This window comes from Streptomyces sp. NPDC021020 (assembly GCF_044333285.1).
Classification (GTDB): domain Bacteria; phylum Actinomycetota; class Actinomycetes; order Streptomycetales; family Streptomycetaceae; genus Actinacidiphila.
On record NZ_JBIRQQ010000002.1, the window covers coordinates 302,463 to 319,813 of the forward strand.

Here is a 17,351-nt window from a genome sequence, read left to right on the forward strand (position 1 = left end):
TCAGCTGTCCTTGCGGAGGGCGTGGGCGAGGAGGTCAAGGAAGGAGCGGTTGATCAGGCTCGACTCGGCGGGCCTGAGCGGGCGCCGGGACAGCAGCGCGGCCTGCCCGTAGAGCGCTTCGGCGCTGGTGCGGGCCAGCTCCGGCTCCGCGATGGCGACCGCGGCGCGCACCAGCGGGTTGAGCTGGTTGAGGATCAGCTGCGCCTTGGGCGCCTCCTGGCGCAGCGCGCCGAGGATGTCGCCCCACAGGCCGCCGTCCTGCTCGCGGGCGAGCTGGGAGCGGGTGCGCTCGTGCCGCGCCTCGCGGCTGTCGAGCAGCAGCGCGGGCGCGGAGGCCGGCTGGAAGGTGCGCAGCGCCACGTCGCAGTCGAAGACGGCGAGCGCGTCGCGGGCCTGCGCCAGGTAGGCAGCGGCGGCCAGCTCCGACTCCCGGTCCACCGGGTCCAGATGCGCGGTGAGCGTCGCCGGGTCCAGGTCGGCGACGCTCGCCTCCGGCCGGATCTCCGGCAGCCGGTGCACCAGCGCCCGGTCGTACGTGTAGCCGCCGTTGACGACGCCGAGGCCGGCCGCCGAGGCGATCGCGGCGACCTGCCGGAATTCCTCCACGCTGGACGTCACGAGCACGGTCGCGTGGGTGCGGGCGAACTCGTCGAGCGTGGTGTTGCCGTCGGTGGTCTCGAACGGCAGCCACGGCAGCAGCATCCGCAGGATCTCGTCGTCGTGCACCGCGAGCGACTTCACCGCCAGGTGGTGGGCCTGGAGGAAGCGGCCCAGCAGCTCCGGGTCGCTCGCCGCCGCCCGCGCCATCCACGCGCGCAGCCGCTCGGCGAGCGCGTCGCGTACGGCCGCGAGCGTGTCGTCCTCGTACAGCGACTCGCGCGACGCGGTGGGGCGCAGGCTCTCGGCGTCCACGACGCAGCGGACGAAGAAGGCCCACTCCGGGAGGATCTCCTCGGCCTGCTCCGACAGCAGCATGCCCTTGACGTGCACCCGGTGGCCGTGCCGGCGCCCGGCGGGCACCGCCTCGGGCAGCACGCAGGCGATGCCCTTCAGGCCCACCGCCGGGAGGTCCAGCTCGATCGTGTCCAGCGGGGTGAAGCCGAAGACGTCCGCGCCGTACGCGGCCAGCGCGCGCTGCCGGGCCCCCGGCGTGGGGTAGGTCCGCGCCCAGGGCGCCGGCTCGGGGTTGACGGGCGCGGGCGCCCCGCCGTCCGAGAAGGTCACCGGGTGCCGCAGCAGCGAGCCGAAGTGCCGGGCCAGCGAGCGGACCTGGGCGGGCTTGGTCCACTCCGTGGCGTCGGCGCGCGGCGTCAGCGACACGGTGGTGCCCGGCTGCGGGCGGGCGGACGCGGGCAGGGTGCGCACCGAGTAGCTGCCGTCGCCGTGGCCGCGCCACTCCACGGCGGGCGCGTCGGGCGTCCGGGCGGAGCGGCTGACGACCAGGATCTCGTCGGCGACCAGGAAGCAGGACAGCAGGCCGATGCCGAACTGGCCGATGAAGTCGGCCCGCTGCTCGGCGATCCGCTCGGCCCGCTTGCTGCTGCGGCCGATCGTGGCGAGGAAGGTGTGCACGTCCGCCTCGGTGAGGCCGACGCCGTCGTCCTCGACGCGGACCACCGAGCCGTCCGCGTACAGCCGGATGCCGAACGCGTCCGCGGGCGCGTCGGGTGCGAGGGCGCGCCGGGCGGTCAGCGCGTCCACCGCGTTCTGCAGCAGTTCGCGCAGGTAGACCCGGGGGCTGGAGTAGAGGTGGTGGGACAGGAGGTCGACCAGGCCGCGCAGGTCGACCTGGAAGGTGCGGTCGGCGGCGCCGGCGTTCGCGGTGTCGTGCTGGGTCATCGGGCAGTCCGGAAGTCAGGGAGCGGGAAAGGCGGAAGGAGCCGGGGGAGCGGCGGCGCCGGGACGGCGGTCGCGGTTGCGGTGCGCATACGGCGGTACGTCCTCAGGCGCGGCTCTGGTAGCGGGCGAACTGCTTGGCCGGGTCCGGGAGGTAGTTCCACGGCCGCCGGGTGTACGCGCCGCCCAGCTCGCGGAAGACCCGGCGGGCCGTCGCACCCTCACCGGCCAGCGACAGCGCCATCGCGAAGAGGTTGAACTCGTACTGCCACCCCGGGCGGCGCTCGTAGCCGGGGTGCAGGATGCTGTGCTCGGCCGCCTCGCGCAGCTCGTCGCGCACGGCGGGGCGGTCGAGGCGGTCGGTGCCCTCCGCCTCGAACCAGTCCTCGATGTGGGCGTAGGCGATGACGCCGCCCAGCCGCTGCCCGAGCGGGGCGCGCGCGAACGCGTCCCGCGCGAAGGCCAGCGCCTCGCCGGGCTCGCCGCCCCACCGGGTCTGCAACTGCGACACCCACTCGACATGCGTTTCCAGATCCAGCGGGTCGCGGCGCAGCGCGGCATCCCGCCGCGCCTCGCCCACCGCCCGGCCCAGCGACATGCCGCGCCCGGACGTCAGCAGCCGCCGCCACGGGGCGACCCAGTCCGGCCGCAGCTCGGCGGCCTGGAGCAGCTGCTCCTCGGCGATCGTCAGCCGCTCGTGGAAGGTCCTCCACTGCTCCTGCGACACCTGCGAGGCCCTGGCGGTGGTGCGGGCCTGCCAGCCCCAGTTGATGTACCGCGCGCCGGAGACGAGCAGCGCGGTCGCCCGCTCGCCGGCGTCTTCGGCGCTCTGCTCGACGGCGCGGCCGATCCAGTCCTCGACGCCCTCGGTGTCCGCGATCTCGCTCAGGACCCAGTGGTCGCGGTCCAGGTCGAAGGGGGCCGCGGCCTGCCGGACCGCCGCCCAGTCACCGGCGCCGGCCGCCGCGGTGAGCGCGAGCACCCGCTCGTCGTCCAGCCCCTGGACCTCGTGCACCCCCCGCTTCGGACGGCGCCCGGCCGGCCGGGCGGGCGCATCCGCCGCCTGGCCCCCCGCACCCCTGGTGAACAGCTTGCCGAACATGCCGCGCCCTCCCCTGGTCCGCGTGATTACGGGTGCAGGATAGGGGGTCCCACCGACACGCCCTCCACAGGGTTTTCACCGCGCGTGCACCGGACACGCCCTATGCGGTGTGCGCCGCCAGCGCCCCGACCAGCTCGGGCCACAGCTCGCGCGGCCGGTCGTGGCCCATGTCCGGGACGAGCAGCAGTTTCGCGTCCGGCACCAGCTCCGCCGTGCGCTCGCCGCCGCTGGGGGCGATGAGCGTGTCGTCCAGCCCGTGGATCACCAGCGTCGGCACGGTCAGCTCCCGCAGCGCGTCAGCCCGGGAGCCGCCGAGCACCATCGCGCCGAGCTGCCGCCCGATCCCCGCCGGGTAGTACGCGCGGTCGTAGGAGGCGGCGGCGAGGGCCCGCAGCACCGCCGGGTCGCCGTAGCGGCGCGACGCCCACACCATGTCCCGCTCCGCCGCGGCGATGTGGCCCTCCCGGTCGGCGGGCCGGCCCCGGAAGAGCACCGCCTGCGCCTCGGGTGTCGACTGCCCGTACTCCGGCTCGCCGGTCGAGGACATCATCGAGGTCAGGGTCAGCACCCGCTCCGGGTGCGCGATGGCCATGACCTGCGCGATCATGCCGCCCATCGACGCGCCGACGACGTGCGCCCGCTCGATGCCCAGCGCGGTGAGCAGCCCGAGGCCGTCGTCGGCCATGTCCGCCAGCGTGTACGGGACCATGGCGAGTGCCCCGGGGATGTCCCCCGAACTGACCGCCGCGACGAAGCGCGCCAGGTCGACGGGCCGGTCGTCGAACCGGGTGGACAGTCCGCAGTCCCGGTTGTCGTACCGGACGACGTACCGCCCCCGGTCGGCGAGCGCCCGGCAGAAGCCCTCGTCCCAGGCGAGCAGTTGCGCCCCGAAGCCCATCACGAGCAGCACCGGGGGATCGGCGGGGTCCCCGAAGGTGTCGTAGGCGAGGCGTACGTCGGGCGGCACGTCGGCAATCGGCATGCCCGGATCGTCGCAGGTCGTGGGGTGGGACCGCACCCGGATTCCCGCTTCCCGGACGGAAGGCCGGTCAGGCCGGGGCGGCGTCGGTGTACTGCGCGGGCGGGACGCGCCACATGCGGACCCGCGAGCCGTTGGCGACCGCGAGGACCGTCCCGTCCGGGCTGAAGGCCATCGCGTGGATCGGGGACATCGGGTCCCCGGTCATGGACGTCACCGCCTTCGCCGTCCGCACGTCCCACAAGGTGATCGTGCGGGACGGACCGCGCGAGGCGATCAGGGTCCCGTCGGGGCTGAACGCGAGCGCGTCGGAGCGGCCGCCGGTGCCGGACCAGGCGGGGAGCGGGGCGTACGAGACGGCGTCCAGGACCGTGAGGCCGAACTTCCTGCCGCCCACCGCGAGGAGTGTGCCGTCGGGGCTGAACGCCACCGCCCGGACCTTGCGCCCCGGGCGGAGCGGGGCACCGGTCCGCGCGGCGGTCGCCAGGTCCCAGACCCGCACCTGCTTGCCGCCGGCCGCCAGCAGGGTGCGGCCGTCCGGGCCGAAGGCGATCGACTGCACCCAGCCCGGGTGGCCGGGCAGCGTGGCCGTGGCCGCGCCCGTGACCGTGTCCCACAGCCGCACGGCCTTGTCGTCGCCCGCGCTGGCGAGCGTGCGGCCGTCCGGGCTGAAGACGAGGGAGCGGACCCAGTCGGTGTGGCCGTCCAGCGTCGCCGTGCTGCGGCCCGTCGCCGGGTCCCACAGCCGTACCGCCCGCTCGTACCCGCCGGTCGCGAGGATCGTGCCGTCCGGGCTGAACGCCACCGCCCGGCCCCACTTGGCCTGGCCGATCAGCTCCGTGCAGATGCCCTGGCCGGACGTGAGGTCCCACATCCGGACCGGCTTCTCGTCGCCCACGCCCACCAGGAAGGTGCCGTCCGGGCTGAAGGCCAGGTCGTGGATCTCGCTTGTCGCGTTCAACGTGAACGGACCCGGCAGCCGGGTCGTCGCCGCGGCGTACCGGACGGCCGGACCCGGCCCCGGCGTCGGCGCCGCCGCCGGTACGGGCTCGGGCGCGGGCGGCGGCGTGTCGTACGGCGTCTGCGCCGGCACCAGCGCGAGCGCCTCGCGGGCGGCCGGGCGGCGCGCGGGGTCCCGGGCCAGCAGCGCGGTGAGCAGCGGCGCCAGCCGGCCCGCGCGGACCGGCGGGGGGAGTTCGCCGGAGGCGGTCGCGTAAGGGTCCGCCGGGTCGAAGGGCAGGCGGCCCTCGACCGCCTGGTAGAGGGTCACCCCGAGCGCGAAGAGGTCGGCGGCGGCGCCGTCCGCCGCGCCGTCGCCGTTCGCGGCCGTGAGACGCTCCGGGGCCACATGCCCCGGCGTGCCGCCGGGCACACCGAGGCGCGCGAGCACCGGGTCCGGCGCGCGGCCGGACGCGCACAGGTCCGTGAGCAGGATCCCGCCGTCCGCGGCGAGCAGCACGTTGGCCGCCTTGACGCCGAGGTCGCCGAGGTCGGCGGCGTAGGCGGCCGCCAGCGCCGTGAGCAGCGCGCGGGCGACGTCCGCGGCGCGGGGCGCGGACAGCGGGCCGTGCGCGTCCAGGTGGTCGGCCAGCGAGCGGCCCTCCACCAGGTGCGTCACCGCCCACGCGGTGCCGCCGCCGTCCACGACGACGTCGAGGAGCGTGACCACGTGCGGGTGCCCGCGCAGCCGCGCCGCCGCTCCCGCCCGGCGGGCGGCCCGCGCCCGCGCCTCCGCCGCGTCCGTGCCGTCGCCGTCCCGCGCGGGCGGCGGCAGCACGCGTTTGACGGCCACGTCGACGCGCAGCCACTCGTCGTGGGCGCGCCACGCGTTGCCCCCCGGCCCCGCCCCCAGCCTGCCGCCCAGGCGGTACCTGCCGCCGAGCACGTGCCGCTGCGCTGCGTCCGTCATCCCGTCCCCCTTCACGGCCCCCCGAGCAGCGTACGCACGCCCCGCCCCGCACCGGGGGGTCCGGTGCGCACCCGTGACCGTGACGGGACGATTCCGGTGCCGGGCCCGGGAGTTCAGCGCCCGGCGCGGGCGGCGTCCGGCGCGGTGAGGCGGCCGATGCGGTCAGGCCGGTGGGGCGGGCGGCGTACGGAAGCGGTCGGTCGCGGCGACCACGGCCCCGGTCGTGGTCGTGCCGGACAGGCCGTGGCCCTCGCCGCCGACGAGCAGCAGCTCGGCGTCCGGCCAGGCCCGCGCGAGGTGCCAGGCGACGTCCGGCGGGCCGCTGATGTCGAGCCGGCCGTGGACGAGGACGCCGGGGATGCCCGCGAGCCGCCCCGCGTCGCGCAGCAGGGACCCGTCCGGCAGGAAGCCGGCGTGCCGCCAGTAGTGCGTGACGAGGCGGGCGAAGCGCATCCGGAAGCGCGGGTCGTCGTAGCGCGGGTCGGGGTGGTGGCCCGCGTACGTCGAGACGTGCACGTCCTCCCAGCGGCACCACGCCCGCGCGGCCCGGTCCCGTACGTCCGGATCCGGGTCGGCGAGCATCCGGGCGTAGGCGTCGGCGAGATTCCCGTCGCGCTCGCCCTCGGGCAGGGTGTCGCGGAAGGCGGCCCACTGCGCGGGGAAGACCCGGCCCATGTCCCGTGTCACCCACTCCACTTCGCGCCGGGTGGTGTTCGTGACGCTGAAGAGCACCATGGCGCTGACGCTGCCGGGGTGCGCCTCGGCGTACGCGAGGGCGAGGGTCGTGCCCCAGGAGCCGCCCAGCACGAGCCAGGCGTCGACGCCCAGGTGGCGGCGCAGCAGGTCGAGGTCGGCGATCAGATGCCGCGTGGTGTTGGCGGCGAGGGAGGTGTCCGGGTCGGCGGCGTCCGGCGTGCTGCGCCCGCAGCCGCGCTGGTCGAGCAGGACGACGCGGTAGGCCGCCGGGTCGAACAGCCGCGCCCAGTGCGGCCCCGCGCCCGAGCCGGGCCCGCCGTGCAGGACGACCGCGGGCCTGCCGTCGGGGTTGCCGTACGTCTGCCAGTGCACGCGGTTGCCGTCGCCGACATCCAGCATGCCCTGCGCGTACGGCTCGGCGGGCGGGTAGAGCTGGGGCATGCGGGACGTACCTTCCGCGCCGGGAGAATATGACAGTGCTGTGACATTAGCAGCGTGCGCGCCACCTCCCGCCGTACGGCGGACCCGTCAGCACACCGCCCAGCGGGCCAGCTTCTGCGGGTTGCGGATCACCCAGATCCGGGTGATCCGGCCGCCCGCGACGTCGAACGCGAACACCGAGACGACGGCGCCGTCCTCCCTGGCCACCAGCCCCGGACGGCCGTTGACCCGGTGCTCCGCGAAGGCCACGGCGGGGGGCCTGCGGCGGGCCAGCTCCGCCCAGGCGCGGGCGACCTGCCCGCCGCCCCGGATGGGCTGCGCGAAGGTCGTGGCGAGGCCCCCGCCGTCGGCGGTCGCCACCGCGTGCGGGTCGAGCAGGCCGACGAGGGCCTCGATGTCCTTCGCCTCCCACGCCCGCTTGAAGTCCCGCACCACGCGGGCCCGTCCGGCGTCCGCGGGCGCCGGGGGCCGCGCCGCCCGGACCCGGCGGCGGGCGGAGGACGCCAGCTGGCGGCAGGCCGCCGGGCTGCGGCCGACGATCTCGGCGACCTCGGCGAAGGAGTGGCAGAAGACGTCGTGCAGCACGAACGCGACCCGCTCGGCGGGCGTCATCGACTCCAGCACGACCAGGAAGGCCAGGTCCACCGACTCGTCCAGCGCGACCCGCTCGGCCGGGTCGGCGTCGGCCGCGCCCTGCCGCCCCCCGACCCACTCCGCGACGTCGGGCAGCGGCTCGGGCAGCCACGTGCCCACGTACGTCTCGCGCCGGACCCGGGCGGAGCCCAGCACATTGAGGCAGATCCGGCTGGCGACGGTGGTGAGCCACGCACCGGGCGAGACGATCGCGGCCCGCTCGCGCGGCGGCATCGCGTACCAGCGGGCGTACGCCTCCTGCACGGCGTCCTCCGCCTCGGCCGCCGAGCCCAGCAGCCGGTAGGCGACACCGACGAGGTGCGGCCGCTCGCCCATGAGCGCGTCGAGGCCCGGATCGGGCCTGCCGTGCCCCGGCCCGGACCGGGTGGTGGTGGTCATGCTGCGGACGGCCCCCTCGCTCGACGAAACCTCTCGTCCCTCCGACAAGGCAGCACCCCCGGATGTGAGGTGCCGGCGCGCCGGCTCACATTCCCCGCCGCTGCGCGGTCGAACCGCTGGGACGCGCACACCCCGCGGAAGGCCGCTCCCCGCAGGCCGGTCCCGCGCACCGTCCCGCGCCCCATCGGCGAACACAAGCACGGAGGCACCATGACCACCACCCCCACGCCGGCCGCGGACTTCACCGCCCCGGCGTCCGCGGCGAGCCTGGAACGCGCGGCCGCCGCGCTGACCGCCCACGGCTTCACCGTGGAGATCCTCGACGGCACCGCCGCCGCGCGCACCCGCGTCGCCGAGCTGCTGCCCGAGGGCGCGAGCGTCTTCACCGGCGCCAGCGAGACACTGCGGCTGTCCGGCATCGAGGAGGACATCAACGGCAGCGGGCGCTACGACGCCGTCCGGCCCCGCATCCTCGCCCTGGACCGCGCCACCGGCGGCGACGAGATCCGGCGGTTGGGCGCGAGCCCCGACGTCGTCGTGGGCAGCGTCCACGCCGTCACCGAGCGGGGCTCGCTGGTGATCGCCTCCGGCAGCGGCAGCCAACTGCCCGGCTACGCGGGCGGCGCGGGCCGCGCGATCTGGGTCGTCGGCGCGCAGAAGGTGGTGCCCGACCTGGACACCGCGCTGCGCCGCGTCCACGAGCACTGCCTCCCGCTGGAGACCGCCCGCACGATGAAGGCGCACGGCTGGCCCAGCGCCGTCAGCCGGCTGCTCGTCCTCAACGCCGAATACCTGCCGGGGCGCGGCACCGTGCTGCTGCTCCGCGAGGCCGTCGGCTTCTGAGGCGCCGCGGGGTCCCGCCGGGCGCCGGCAGGCGTCGGCGGGCCCGGCCCGGGGGCGGGGGGCGGCCGGAGGGGGGCCGCCCCCGCCCGGGCACGGACGGATTGTCAGAGGGTGCCCCTAGCCTCGGAAACGACGACGATGTCCGCACGCCCGGGAGGCAGCATGACCACGCTGGAGAATCGCCCGAAGACCGCCCTGCTCGTGATCGACGTGCAGAACGGCACGGTGAGCGCCGCCCACGACCGCGACGCGGTGGTCGCGACCATCGCCTCCCTCGTCGAACGGGCCCGCGCGGCCGGGACGGAGGTGGTGTGGGTGCAGCACAACGACGCGGAGCTGGTCGCGGGGACGGAAGCCTGGGATTACGTTCCGGAGCTGGTGCGGCGCGCGTCCGAGCCGCTGGTGCAGAAGGCCTACGGCGACTCCTTCGAGGAGACCGACCTGGAGTCCGTGCTCGCCGCCCGCGGTGTCGGCCGCGTCGTCGTGACCGGCGCGCAGACGGACGTGTGCGTGCGCTCCACGCTGCACGGCGCCATCGTCCGCGGCTACGACGTGACGTTGGTCACGGACGCGCACACCACCGAGGACCTCTCGGCGTACGGCGCCCCGCCGCCCGCGCAGGTCATCGCCCACACCAACCTGTACTGGAAATTCCACCAGGCGCCGGGCCGTGAGGCCCTCGCGCTCGCCGCCGCCGAGGTCGACTTCGCGGACAAGCCCGCCTGACCGGAAGGCCCGGCCGGGACGGACCGTAGCCGCGCCGCGACCGGGCGGCGTGGCGCGGCCCGCTTTTCGCCCGGAAGCCCCCGGGGCATACGGCACACTTCACCCCGAAGGTGCCGAACGTCCAGGTGGAGGGTGTCGTGGCAGAGCAGCGGAACGCGTCGCCGCGTGCGGCGCTGAGCCGCCGCCGGATGCTGCTCGCGGCCGGGGGAGCCGCGGCGCTCCCGGGCGCGAGCATGCTCGCGGTGGGCGCCGCGAGCGACGAGGCCCGCGCGCAGGCGCCGCGCCGCCGGCGGGACGTCCCGCCCACCGCGGGGCTGCCGCTCGTCGGCGGACCGGAATTCCCCGTCGGGGCCTTCTGGCCGCCGCCGCCCACGCATGTCACGGCCGAGCGCTACCAGGAGATCGCCGACGCGGGCTTCACCTTCGTGCACAACGGCAACTACCTGTGGGACCAGACCGGCATCCGCTACGGCCTGGACATCGCCCGGCAGGCGGGCCTGAAGGTGCTCGTCGCGGGCGACCCGCTGCTCTCGGCGCTCACCGCCAACTTCTGGGCCGACGGCGACCCCACCGGCTACCACCCGAAGATCACCGCGGGCGACGCGGAGGTGTCGCTGCGCGCGCTCTTCGCCGCCTACCAGGACGAGCCCGCCTTCGCCGGGTTCACCCTCGCCGACGAGCCCGCCGCCAACCGCTTCGGCACGCTCGGCTCCCTCACCGCGACCGCCCGCGAGCTCGCCCCCGGCAGCCTGCCGTACCTCAACCTCCGCCGCCTGGGCCAGCCGTACGGGCCGTGGGGCACGCCCGGCATGGACGTCCCCACCTACACCCGCTACCTCCAGGAGGCGCTCGACACGATCGCGCCCTCGCTGCTGTCCTTCGACCGCTACCCGATGCTCGCGGGCGGCGCGGAGGATCCCGGCTACCACCAGAACTGGGCGCTCGTGCGCGCGGCGGGGCTGCGCGCGGGCATCCCCACGTGGATCTTCATCCAGTCCCTGGAATACGCCGGGCACCGGCTGCCGACCGCGGCGGAGCTGGCGTGGCAGGTCAACACGAGCCTCGCCTACGGGGCGAAGGGGGTCCAGTACTTCACGTACTGGACCCCCGACCCCAGCCGTGGGGACGGCTTCGTGCCCGCCCAGGGCCTCGTCACCGTGGGGGGTGAGCGCACGCCGCTCTACGCCGCCGCGAAGCAGCTCAACGTGGGGTGGCTGCGGCCGGTCGGCCGCGAACTCCTGCCGCTCGTCTCGGAGTCCGTCGTCCACGCGAACGATGTGCCGCTGCCGGCCGGGGCGGCGGCTTTCGCGCCGGACGCGCGGTTCGCCTCCGTCGACGGCGACCCCGTCGTGCTCGGGGTCTTCGCGGCCCCGTCGCCGGGCGACGCGGAGGCCCGCTGGGCGCTGGTCGCGAACCGCTCCTTCACGGCGAAGGCCGCTGCGCGGCTGGTGGTGCGGCCCGGGTACGCGGTGGCCCGCTTCGACCCGGCGCTTGCGGCTTACGCCGCGGTGGAGGGTTCTGCTGTTTCGCTCGCGCTCGGGCCGGGCGGGGCAACGCTCTTGCGGCTGGCGCCGCGCTGAGGGTGCGCCCCGGGGCGGGGGGTTCGGTTGTTGCGCGACCTTGCCGCCGGTGGTGGGTTGCTCGCGCAGTTCCCCGCGCCCCCGGTGTACCCGGCGGGGCATCGCGCGCCCCGTGCGGGGTGGGGTCGGGTGCCACTCCGGGGGTACCTCCTCGGAATGCGCGTCCGACCTCATGAGCTAGGTGGCGGGTCCTGCGTGCGCATTCCTCCGGGGGCACCCCCGGATCGTCCCCCTCCCGGTGTCTCGTCGGCGGCTGCCTGCCGGTGGGGGCGGATGTGTGAGGGACTGCGGTTCGCCCCCGATGGCGGGTCACCCCCACAGGAAGACCGCAACTTTTGCTACCTCCCGCACGGGTGGCTGGGGGTGGGAAACACCCGCGCCGTCAGGCGCGGGCCCCCGCGGCGGGAAAGCCGCGCAGCGTCAGAGGCGGGGGCGGGGCCCCGCGTCGGCGGCCCGCGCGGTGTAGGCGGCGTACGCCGCGCGCGTAGCCGGCAGCGTGGAGGTCTGCGCGACGGGGACGTCCCACCACGCGTCCGGCGGGAGGCCGGGCCGGGCGGGGTCGGTCTCGACGTACACCGCGGTCGCCCGGCGCGAGGCCCGCGCGGCGGAAAGCGCTTCGCGCAGCTCCCGCGCCGAGCCCGGCGCGAAGACCTCCAGGCCGAGGCTCGCCGCGTTCGCCGCGAGGTCGACGGGCAGCGGGGCACCGGTGAAGTCCCCGCCCGCGCCGGGGAAGCGGTACGCCGTGCCGAACCCCTCCGCACCGACCTGCGCGGAAAGCCCGCCGATGGAGGCGTAGCCGTGGTTCTGGACGATGACGAGGTTGATCGGGATGCCCTCCTGCACGGCGGTGACGATCTCCGTGGGCAGCATCAGGTACGTGCCGTCGCCGACGAGCGCGAAGACCTCCCGGTCGGGCGCGGCGAGATGGACACCGATCGCGGCGGGGATCTCGTAGCCCATGCAGGAGTAGCCGTATTCGACGTGGTATTGGTCGGGGTCGGTGGCCCGCCACAGCTTGTGGAGGTCGCCGGGCAGCGAGCCGGCCGCGTTGACGAGCACGTCCCGCTCGGCGAGGGCGGCGCCGAGCGCGCCGATCAGCTCGCCCTGCGAGGGCGGCCATTGCGTGGAGCCGACGCCGAGGACCGCGTCGGTGCGGGCCCGCCAGTCCGCGAGGCCGTGGTCGTGCGCGGGCGCGCGGTGGCCCGTCAACCGGTCGGCGAGCGCGGCGAGTCCGGCGCGGGCGTCGCCGGTGAGGGCGAGGCCCGCCATCTTGTGGCCGTCGAAGGACGCGATGTTGAGGTTGACGAAGCGCGCGTCCGGCGCGAAGAGCGAGCCGGAGGCGGTGGTGAAGTCCGTCCAGCGGGTGCCGACGCCGAGGACGACGTCGGCCGCGCGGGCGGCCGCGTTGGCGGGGGCCGCGCCGGTGTGGCCGACCGCGCCCAGCGCCTGCGGGTGGTCCCAGCGCAGCGACCCCTTGCCGGCCTGCGTCTCGGCGACCGGGATGCCGGTGGCGGCGGCGAAGTCCGCGAGCTGCGGCGCCGCTTCGGCGTGCCGTACGCCGCCGCCCGCGACGACCAGCGGCCGCCGGGCCGTCCGCAGCAGCGCCGCCGCCTCGGCGAGCGCGTCCGCGTCCGGCACCGGCCGCCGTACGTGCCAGACGCGCGTCCCGAAGAGCGCGTCGGGCCAGTCGTACGCCTCGGCCTGGACGTCCTGCGGCAGCGCGAGCGTCACCGCGCCGGTCTCGGCCGGGTCGGTCAGCACGCGCATCGCCTGGAGGAGGGCGGCGGGCAGCATCTCCGGCCGCCAGATCCGGTCGAAGTGCCGGGAGACGGGCCGCAGCGTGTCGTTGACGGACACGTCCTGCGCCCAGGGCACTTCGAGCTGCTGGAGCACCGGGTCGGCGGGCCGGGTCGCGAAGACGTCGCCGGGCAGCAGCAGTACGGGCAGCCGGTTGACGGTGGCGAGCGCCGCGCCGGTGACCAGGTTGGTCGCGCCGGGGCCGATCGAGGTCGTGCAGGCCATGGCGGAGAGCCGGTGCGTGGTGCGGGCGTGGCCGACCGCCGCGTGCACCATGGCCTGCTCGTTGCGGCCCTGGTGGAAGGGCATGACGTCCGGCCCTGCCTCGCGCAGCGCCTGCCCGATCCCGGCGACGTTCCCGTGCCCGAAGATGCCCCACATCCCGGCGACCGCGCGGTGCCGTACGCCGTCCCGCTCGGTGTACTGCGCGGCCAGGAAGCGGATCAGCGCCTGTGCGACGGTGAGCCTCATACGTCCTCCGGGGCGCCGTACAGCGGCAGGCGCGGGTCGGGGTGCTGGTCGGGCCAGGTGCCGCGCACCCAGGCGTGCGCGGGGTCGTCGCTGATGCGCCAGGCGCGCTCGGGGTCCGGGCCCGCCATCACGTTGAGGTAGTACATGTCGTAGCCGGGTACGGCCATGCTCGGGCCGTGCCAGCCGTCCGGGATGAGCACCGCGTCGCCCGAGCGGACCTCGGCCAGCAGGTCGGTGCCGCCGCGCGGCGAGGGGTAGACGCGCTGGTAGCCGATCGCGGCGGGGCCGCCGGCCAGCTCGTAGTAGTAGATCTCCTCCAGCCGCGATTCGTGCGGGCCCGCCTCGTCGTGCTTGTGCGGCGGGTAGGACGACCAGTTGCCGCCGGGCGTCAGCACCTCCACCGCGATCAGCCGGTCGCAGTCGAAGACGTCCGCCGCGGCGAAGTTGTTGACCTGGCGGCTCGTGCCGCCCGCCCCGCGCAGCTCCACGGGCACCCCGGACGCCGGGCCGTAGCGCGCCGGGAGCCGCCTCCCGCAGCGCGCCCCGGCGAGCGCGAAGCGGCCGCCCCCGGCAGAGGTGACCAGCGCGTCGGATTCCCGCGGCAGGTAGGCGAAGTCGCTGACGCCCGCGAAGACGCTTTCCCGGCCGTGCAGCGCGAACTCCCGCCCGTCGACCCGTACGTCGCACGCCCCGGCCAGCGGCAGCAGCACCCACTCGCTGTCGCCCGTCGCGAACTCCCGCCGCCCGCCCGGCTCCAGGCTCAGCACCCGCAGGCCGGAGTACGTCCAGCCGGCGTCCTCGGGCGCGAGGCAGACGTCCCACCCGTCCCGCGCCGCCCGCCCGGCCGCCACATGTGTCATGCCGCACCTCCCGTGTCGTGCCCCGCGGGGCCGCGGCCGGCCTGCTCGCGCAGCGCCGCCGCGATCTCCGCCCGCGTCGGCATCGCGTCCGCGCAGGCCAGCCGGGAGGCGACGAGCGCGCCCGCCGTGTTCGCCGCGCGTAGCACGTCCGGCAGCGGGTCGCCCGCGAGGAGGCCCGCGCACAGCGCGCCGCCGAACGCGTCGCCCGCGCCCAGGCCGTTGACCACCTTCACCGCCACCGGCGGGGCCACGCACAGCTCGCCGCCGCGGGTGCGGGCCAGCGCGCCCGCCGGGCCCTGCTTGACGACCGCGGTGCGTACTCCGCGCTCCAGCAGCAGCCCCGCCGCCGTCTCCGGGTCCGTGCTGCCCACCGCGACCTCCACCTCCTCCCGGTTGCCCACCGCGAGGGTCGCGTACGCCAGCGCGCGGGCGTAGAGCGCCGGGGCCTGCGCGGGGTCGGCCCAGAAACCGGGCCGCCAGTCGAGGTCGAACCACACCTCACGGCCGGCCCGCAGCTCCAGCGCCGCGAAGACGGCCGAGCGGGTCGGCTCGACGGCCAGCGCGGAGCCGGTGATCCACAGGGCCCGTGCCCCGCGGACGGCCGCCGCGGCCGCGGGCTCGGCGAGCATGCCCGGGGTCAGGCACTGGTCGGGCGCGACCGGGCGGCGGTAGAAGTGGAGCGGGAAGTCGTCGGGCGGGAAGAGCTCGCAGAAGACGACGGGCGTCTGGGTGTCCGGCACGGTCGCCAGCAGCCCGGTGCCGACCCCGAACGCGTCGAGCGCCGTGCGCACGTACCCGCCGAAGGGGTCGGGGCCGACCCCGCTGAGCAGCGCCGTCCGCAGCCCCAGCCGGGCCCCCGCGACCGCGACGTTCGCGGCGGTCCCGCCCAGGTATTTCGCGAAGCTGCGCACCTCGGCGAGCCCCACGCCGCTCTGCTCGGGATACAGGTCCACCCCGACCCGCCCGAACGTGACCACGTCGTACGCCCCCGGCCCGGCGCCACCTCCGGCCTCCCCGACGCCGGGCCCTGTATCCGCGCCCGCCCCGGCAGCCTCCTCCCCGGAACCGGGCCCCGCGGCCGCGCCCGTACCCGCCCCCGCAGCCCCCTCCGCAGGGGCCCTCATGACTCGGACGCCCACTCCAGCAGCCAGTCCAGGGACGCCGCCACGTCCGCGAGTGGGCCCTCGCCCGGCGGGGGCTCGGCGGTCAGGACGGTGTCCTGCTCCATCACGTACCAGCCCGCGTAGCCCGCGGCGTCCAGCGCGGCGAGCAGCACCGGAAGGTCCAGGTCGCCCCTGCCCAGCGGGCGGTAGAGGCCCGCCTCGACCGCGGCCCCGTAGGAGGTGCGGCCGGCGCGGACCGCGGCGGCCGCGCCCGCGTCGACGTCCTTGAGGTGGACGTGCGTGACGCGGTCCGCGGCGCGCCGGGCCAGCTCGACCGGGTCGCCGCCGCCGACCAGGACGTGGCCGGTGTCGAGGCACAGCCCGACGCCGCTGCCCTCCAGCACCCGGCCGATCTCGTCCGGCCCCTCCACGAGCGTGCCGACGTGCGGGTGCAGCGCCGCCGTCACGCCCAGCGACTCCGCGAGCGCCGCGATCCCGTCCAGCCGGGCCAGCAGCGTCCGCCAGCCCGCGGCGTCCAGCGGCGGGCGGTCGTCGTAGCCGTCCCGCCCGGTCGCGGCGGCGAGCACCAGCGTGCGGGCCCCGGCGGTGGTGAAGCGGTCGAGGGCGGCCCGTACGTCCGGCAGCGGGTCGCGGTCCGGGTCGTGCAGCACCGCGGGGACGAAGCCGCCGACCGCGGTGACGCCGTGCGCGGCCAGCAGCGGCCCGGGCAGGAATCCGTCGGGCCCGAACTCGCTCGCGCCGATCCCGAGCCCGGCCATCTCGGCGAGCACCCGCTCGGGGGTGAGCTGGTGCCCCCAGCCGGGGACCTCGCACACCCCCCAGGAGATCGGCGCCGCCGCGATCTGCTCCCGCCTCACGCCACCGCTCCCTTGGCTCCCTCGGCGCTGCCCGCCTCCACCGCTTCCACGGCCCGCGCCGCGGCGGCCACCTCCGCGATCCGCACCGGGCGCCGCTCCCGCCGGGAGATCTCGCAGGCCTCGGCGACCAGCAGCGCCCGCAGCGCCTCCCGACCCTCGCAGGGATTGGCGGCGGCGCCCCGCGCGACGCGCAGGAAGGCGTCCATCTCGGCCCGGTAGGCCGAGCCGAAGCGGTCCAGGAAGCCGGTCCACGGATCCCGCGGGGCGGCCGCCGCGCCAGGCTCCACGGAGGTCAGCGGGGCGCGGGCGGTGACGCCGACCGCGAGCTGGTCGTCCGTCCCGGCCAGCTCCATCCGCACGTCGTAGCCGGCCGCGTGGTAGCGGGTCGCGGTCGCGGTGGCGAGCAGCCCGCCCTCCAGGGTGAGCAGCACCGCGGCGGTGTCCGCGTCGCCCGCGGCGCGGAAGAAGTCCGCGCCGACGTTCTCGCCCGCGGCGTACACCTCGGTGATCTCCCGGCCGGTGACCCAGCGCAGTATGTCGAAGTCGTGGATCAGGCAGTCCCGGTAGAGCCCGCCGGACAGCGGCACGTACCCCGCGGGCGGCGGCGCCGCGTCGGAGCTGACGGTGCGGACGGTGTGCAGCCGGCCGAGCCGCCCGGCGGCCACCGCGGCCCGCGCCGCGGCGTAACCGGCGTCGAAGCGGCGCTGGAAGCCGACCTGCAGCACCGCGCCCGCCGCCGCGACCTCCGCGAGCGCGGCGACCGTGCCCGCGAGGTCCACCGCGACCGGCTTCTCGCAGAAGGCCGGGATGCCGGCGTGCGCGGCCCGGGTGACCAGCGCGGCGTGCGCGGCCGTCGCGGAGGTGATCACCAGCGCGTCGGGCCGGGCCGCGAAGAGCGCGTCCACCGGCAGCGCGCGGGCGCCCGCGCGGAGCGCGACCTGCCGGGCGCGGGCCGCTTCGGCGTCGGCGACCAGCAGCTCGCCGACGCCCGGGTGCGCCGCGAGCGTCGCGGCGTGGAAAGCCCCGATCCGCCCCGCGCCGATGAGTCCGATCCGCATACCTGCTCCTGCCCCTTCCGAAGAGGAGACGTGACGGCTG

General features: G+C 76.5%; 14 protein-coding genes. 3 read left to right on the top strand and 11 right to left on the bottom strand.

Annotated elements, in window-relative coordinates:
- From ACH4SL_RS05705 to sigJ, 6 genes are all read right to left on the bottom strand, one after another.
- Positions 1–1,839: an HSP90 family protein gene (locus tag ACH4SL_RS05705; RefSeq protein ID WP_398442141.1), complete on the bottom strand. Its 1,839-nt coding sequence runs from the start codon at positions 1,837–1,839 to the stop codon at positions 1–3.
- A gap of 103 nt (positions 1,840–1,942) precedes the next feature.
- A complete protein-coding gene (locus ACH4SL_RS05710) occupies positions 1,943–2,938 on the bottom strand; it encodes a hypothetical protein (protein ID WP_398442142.1) in 996 nt (331 codons plus the stop codon).
- Between the two features lie 100 nt (positions 2,939–3,038).
- Positions 3,039–3,920 carry an alpha/beta fold hydrolase gene (locus tag ACH4SL_RS05715; protein WP_398442143.1) on the bottom strand — a complete coding sequence of 294 codons (882 nt, stop codon included), beginning with the start codon at positions 3,918–3,920 and terminating at the stop codon, positions 3,039–3,041.
- 67 nt (positions 3,921–3,987) lie between these two features.
- Complete coding sequence (locus ACH4SL_RS05720; protein WP_398442144.1) at positions 3,988–5,826, bottom strand: protein kinase family protein; 1,839 nt, start codon at positions 5,824–5,826, stop codon at positions 3,988–3,990.
- 162 nt (positions 5,827–5,988) lie between these two features.
- Positions 5,989–6,963 carry a prolyl aminopeptidase gene (gene pip, locus ACH4SL_RS05725; RefSeq protein ID WP_398442145.1) on the bottom strand — a complete coding sequence of 325 codons (975 nt, stop codon included), beginning with the start codon at positions 6,961–6,963 and terminating at the stop codon, positions 5,989–5,991.
- 87 nt (positions 6,964–7,050) lie between these two features.
- The gene (gene sigJ, locus ACH4SL_RS05730) at positions 7,051–7,995 is read right to left on the bottom strand and encodes an RNA polymerase sigma factor SigJ (RefSeq protein WP_398442146.1); all 945 of its coding nucleotides are present in this window, start codon (positions 7,993–7,995) and stop codon (positions 7,051–7,053) included.
- Between the two features lie 210 nt (positions 7,996–8,205).
- Here sigJ and ACH4SL_RS05735 point away from each other — a divergent pair, with 210 nt between their 5' ends.
- The 3 genes from ACH4SL_RS05735 to ACH4SL_RS05745 all read left to right on the top strand — a co-directional run bounded on the left by ACH4SL_RS05735 (position 8,206) and on the right by ACH4SL_RS05745 (position 11,144).
- On the top strand, positions 8,206–8,838 hold the full coding sequence (locus ACH4SL_RS05735; RefSeq protein WP_398442147.1) for an LUD domain-containing protein: 633 nt from the start codon (positions 8,206–8,208) through the stop codon (positions 8,836–8,838).
- A gap of 162 nt (positions 8,839–9,000) precedes the next feature.
- Positions 9,001–9,564 carry an isochorismatase family protein gene (locus ACH4SL_RS05740; protein WP_398442148.1) on the top strand — a complete coding sequence of 188 codons (564 nt, stop codon included), beginning with the start codon at positions 9,001–9,003 and terminating at the stop codon, positions 9,562–9,564.
- A gap of 137 nt (positions 9,565–9,701) precedes the next feature.
- Positions 9,702–11,144, top strand: a complete 1,443-nt coding sequence (locus ACH4SL_RS05745; protein WP_398442149.1) for a hypothetical protein — start codon at positions 9,702–9,704, stop codon at positions 11,142–11,144.
- Between the two features lie 420 nt (positions 11,145–11,564).
- On the opposite strand, the gene iolD is transcribed toward ACH4SL_RS05745, so the two are convergent.
- The 5 genes from iolD to ACH4SL_RS05770 all read right to left on the bottom strand — a co-directional run bounded on the left by iolD (position 11,565) and on the right by ACH4SL_RS05770 (position 17,311).
- Entirely contained in the window at positions 11,565–13,412 is a 1,848-nt protein-coding gene (gene iolD, locus ACH4SL_RS05750; protein ID WP_398442150.1) for a 3D-(3,5/4)-trihydroxycyclohexane-1,2-dione acylhydrolase (decyclizing), read from the bottom strand.
- The gene (gene iolB, locus ACH4SL_RS05755) at positions 13,409–14,272 is read right to left on the bottom strand and encodes a 5-deoxy-glucuronate isomerase (protein WP_398442151.1); all 864 of its coding nucleotides are present in this window, start codon (positions 14,270–14,272) and stop codon (positions 13,409–13,411) included. The genes iolD and iolB overlap by 4 nt, the downstream gene beginning before the upstream one ends.
- On the bottom strand, positions 14,269–15,249 hold the full coding sequence (gene iolC, locus ACH4SL_RS05760; RefSeq protein ID WP_398442152.1) for a 5-dehydro-2-deoxygluconokinase: 981 nt from the start codon (positions 15,247–15,249) through the stop codon (positions 14,269–14,271). Before iolC ends, iolB begins: the two co-directional genes overlap by 4 nt.
- Before the next feature lie 143 nt (positions 15,250–15,392).
- A complete protein-coding gene (locus ACH4SL_RS05765) occupies positions 15,393–16,253 on the bottom strand; it encodes a TIM barrel protein (RefSeq protein WP_398442153.1) in 861 nt (286 codons plus the stop codon).
- Positions 16,250–17,311: a Gfo/Idh/MocA family oxidoreductase gene (locus tag ACH4SL_RS05770; RefSeq protein WP_398442154.1), complete on the bottom strand. Its 1,062-nt coding sequence runs from the start codon at positions 17,309–17,311 to the stop codon at positions 16,250–16,252. The genes ACH4SL_RS05765 and ACH4SL_RS05770 overlap by 4 nt, the downstream gene beginning before the upstream one ends.
- Positions 17,312–17,351: the final 40 nt, after the last annotated feature.

Bases quoted from the DNA above. Each gene is read 5' to 3' on its own strand.
- ACH4SL_RS05705 (WP_398442141.1), bottom strand. From the start codon at position 1,839: ATGACCCAGCACGACACCGCGAACGCCGGCGCCGCCGACCGCACCTTC.
- ACH4SL_RS05710 (WP_398442142.1), bottom strand. From the start codon at position 2,938: ATGTTCGGCAAGCTGTTCACCAGGGGTGCGGGGGGCCAGGCGGCGGAT.
- ACH4SL_RS05715 (WP_398442143.1), bottom strand. From the start codon at position 3,920: ATGCCGATTGCCGACGTGCCGCCCGACGTACGCCTCGCCTACGACACC.
- ACH4SL_RS05720 (WP_398442144.1), bottom strand. From the start codon at position 5,826: ATGACGGACGCAGCGCAGCGGCACGTGCTCGGCGGCAGGTACCGCCTG.
- pip (WP_398442145.1), bottom strand. From the start codon at position 6,963: ATGCCCCAGCTCTACCCGCCCGCCGAGCCGTACGCGCAGGGCATGCTG.
- sigJ (WP_398442146.1), bottom strand. From the start codon at position 7,995: ATGACCACCACCACCCGGTCCGGGCCGGGGCACGGCAGGCCCGATCCG.
- ACH4SL_RS05735 (WP_398442147.1), top strand. From the start codon at position 8,206: ATGACCACCACCCCCACGCCGGCCGCGGACTTCACCGCCCCGGCGTCC.
- ACH4SL_RS05740 (WP_398442148.1), top strand. From the start codon at position 9,001: ATGACCACGCTGGAGAATCGCCCGAAGACCGCCCTGCTCGTGATCGAC.
- iolD (WP_398442150.1), bottom strand. From the start codon at position 13,412: ATGAGGCTCACCGTCGCACAGGCGCTGATCCGCTTCCTGGCCGCGCAG.
- iolB (WP_398442151.1), bottom strand. From the start codon at position 14,272: ATGACACATGTGGCGGCCGGGCGGGCGGCGCGGGACGGGTGGGACGTC.
- ACH4SL_RS05770 (WP_398442154.1), bottom strand. From the start codon at position 17,311: ATGCGGATCGGACTCATCGGCGCGGGGCGGATCGGGGCTTTCCACGCC.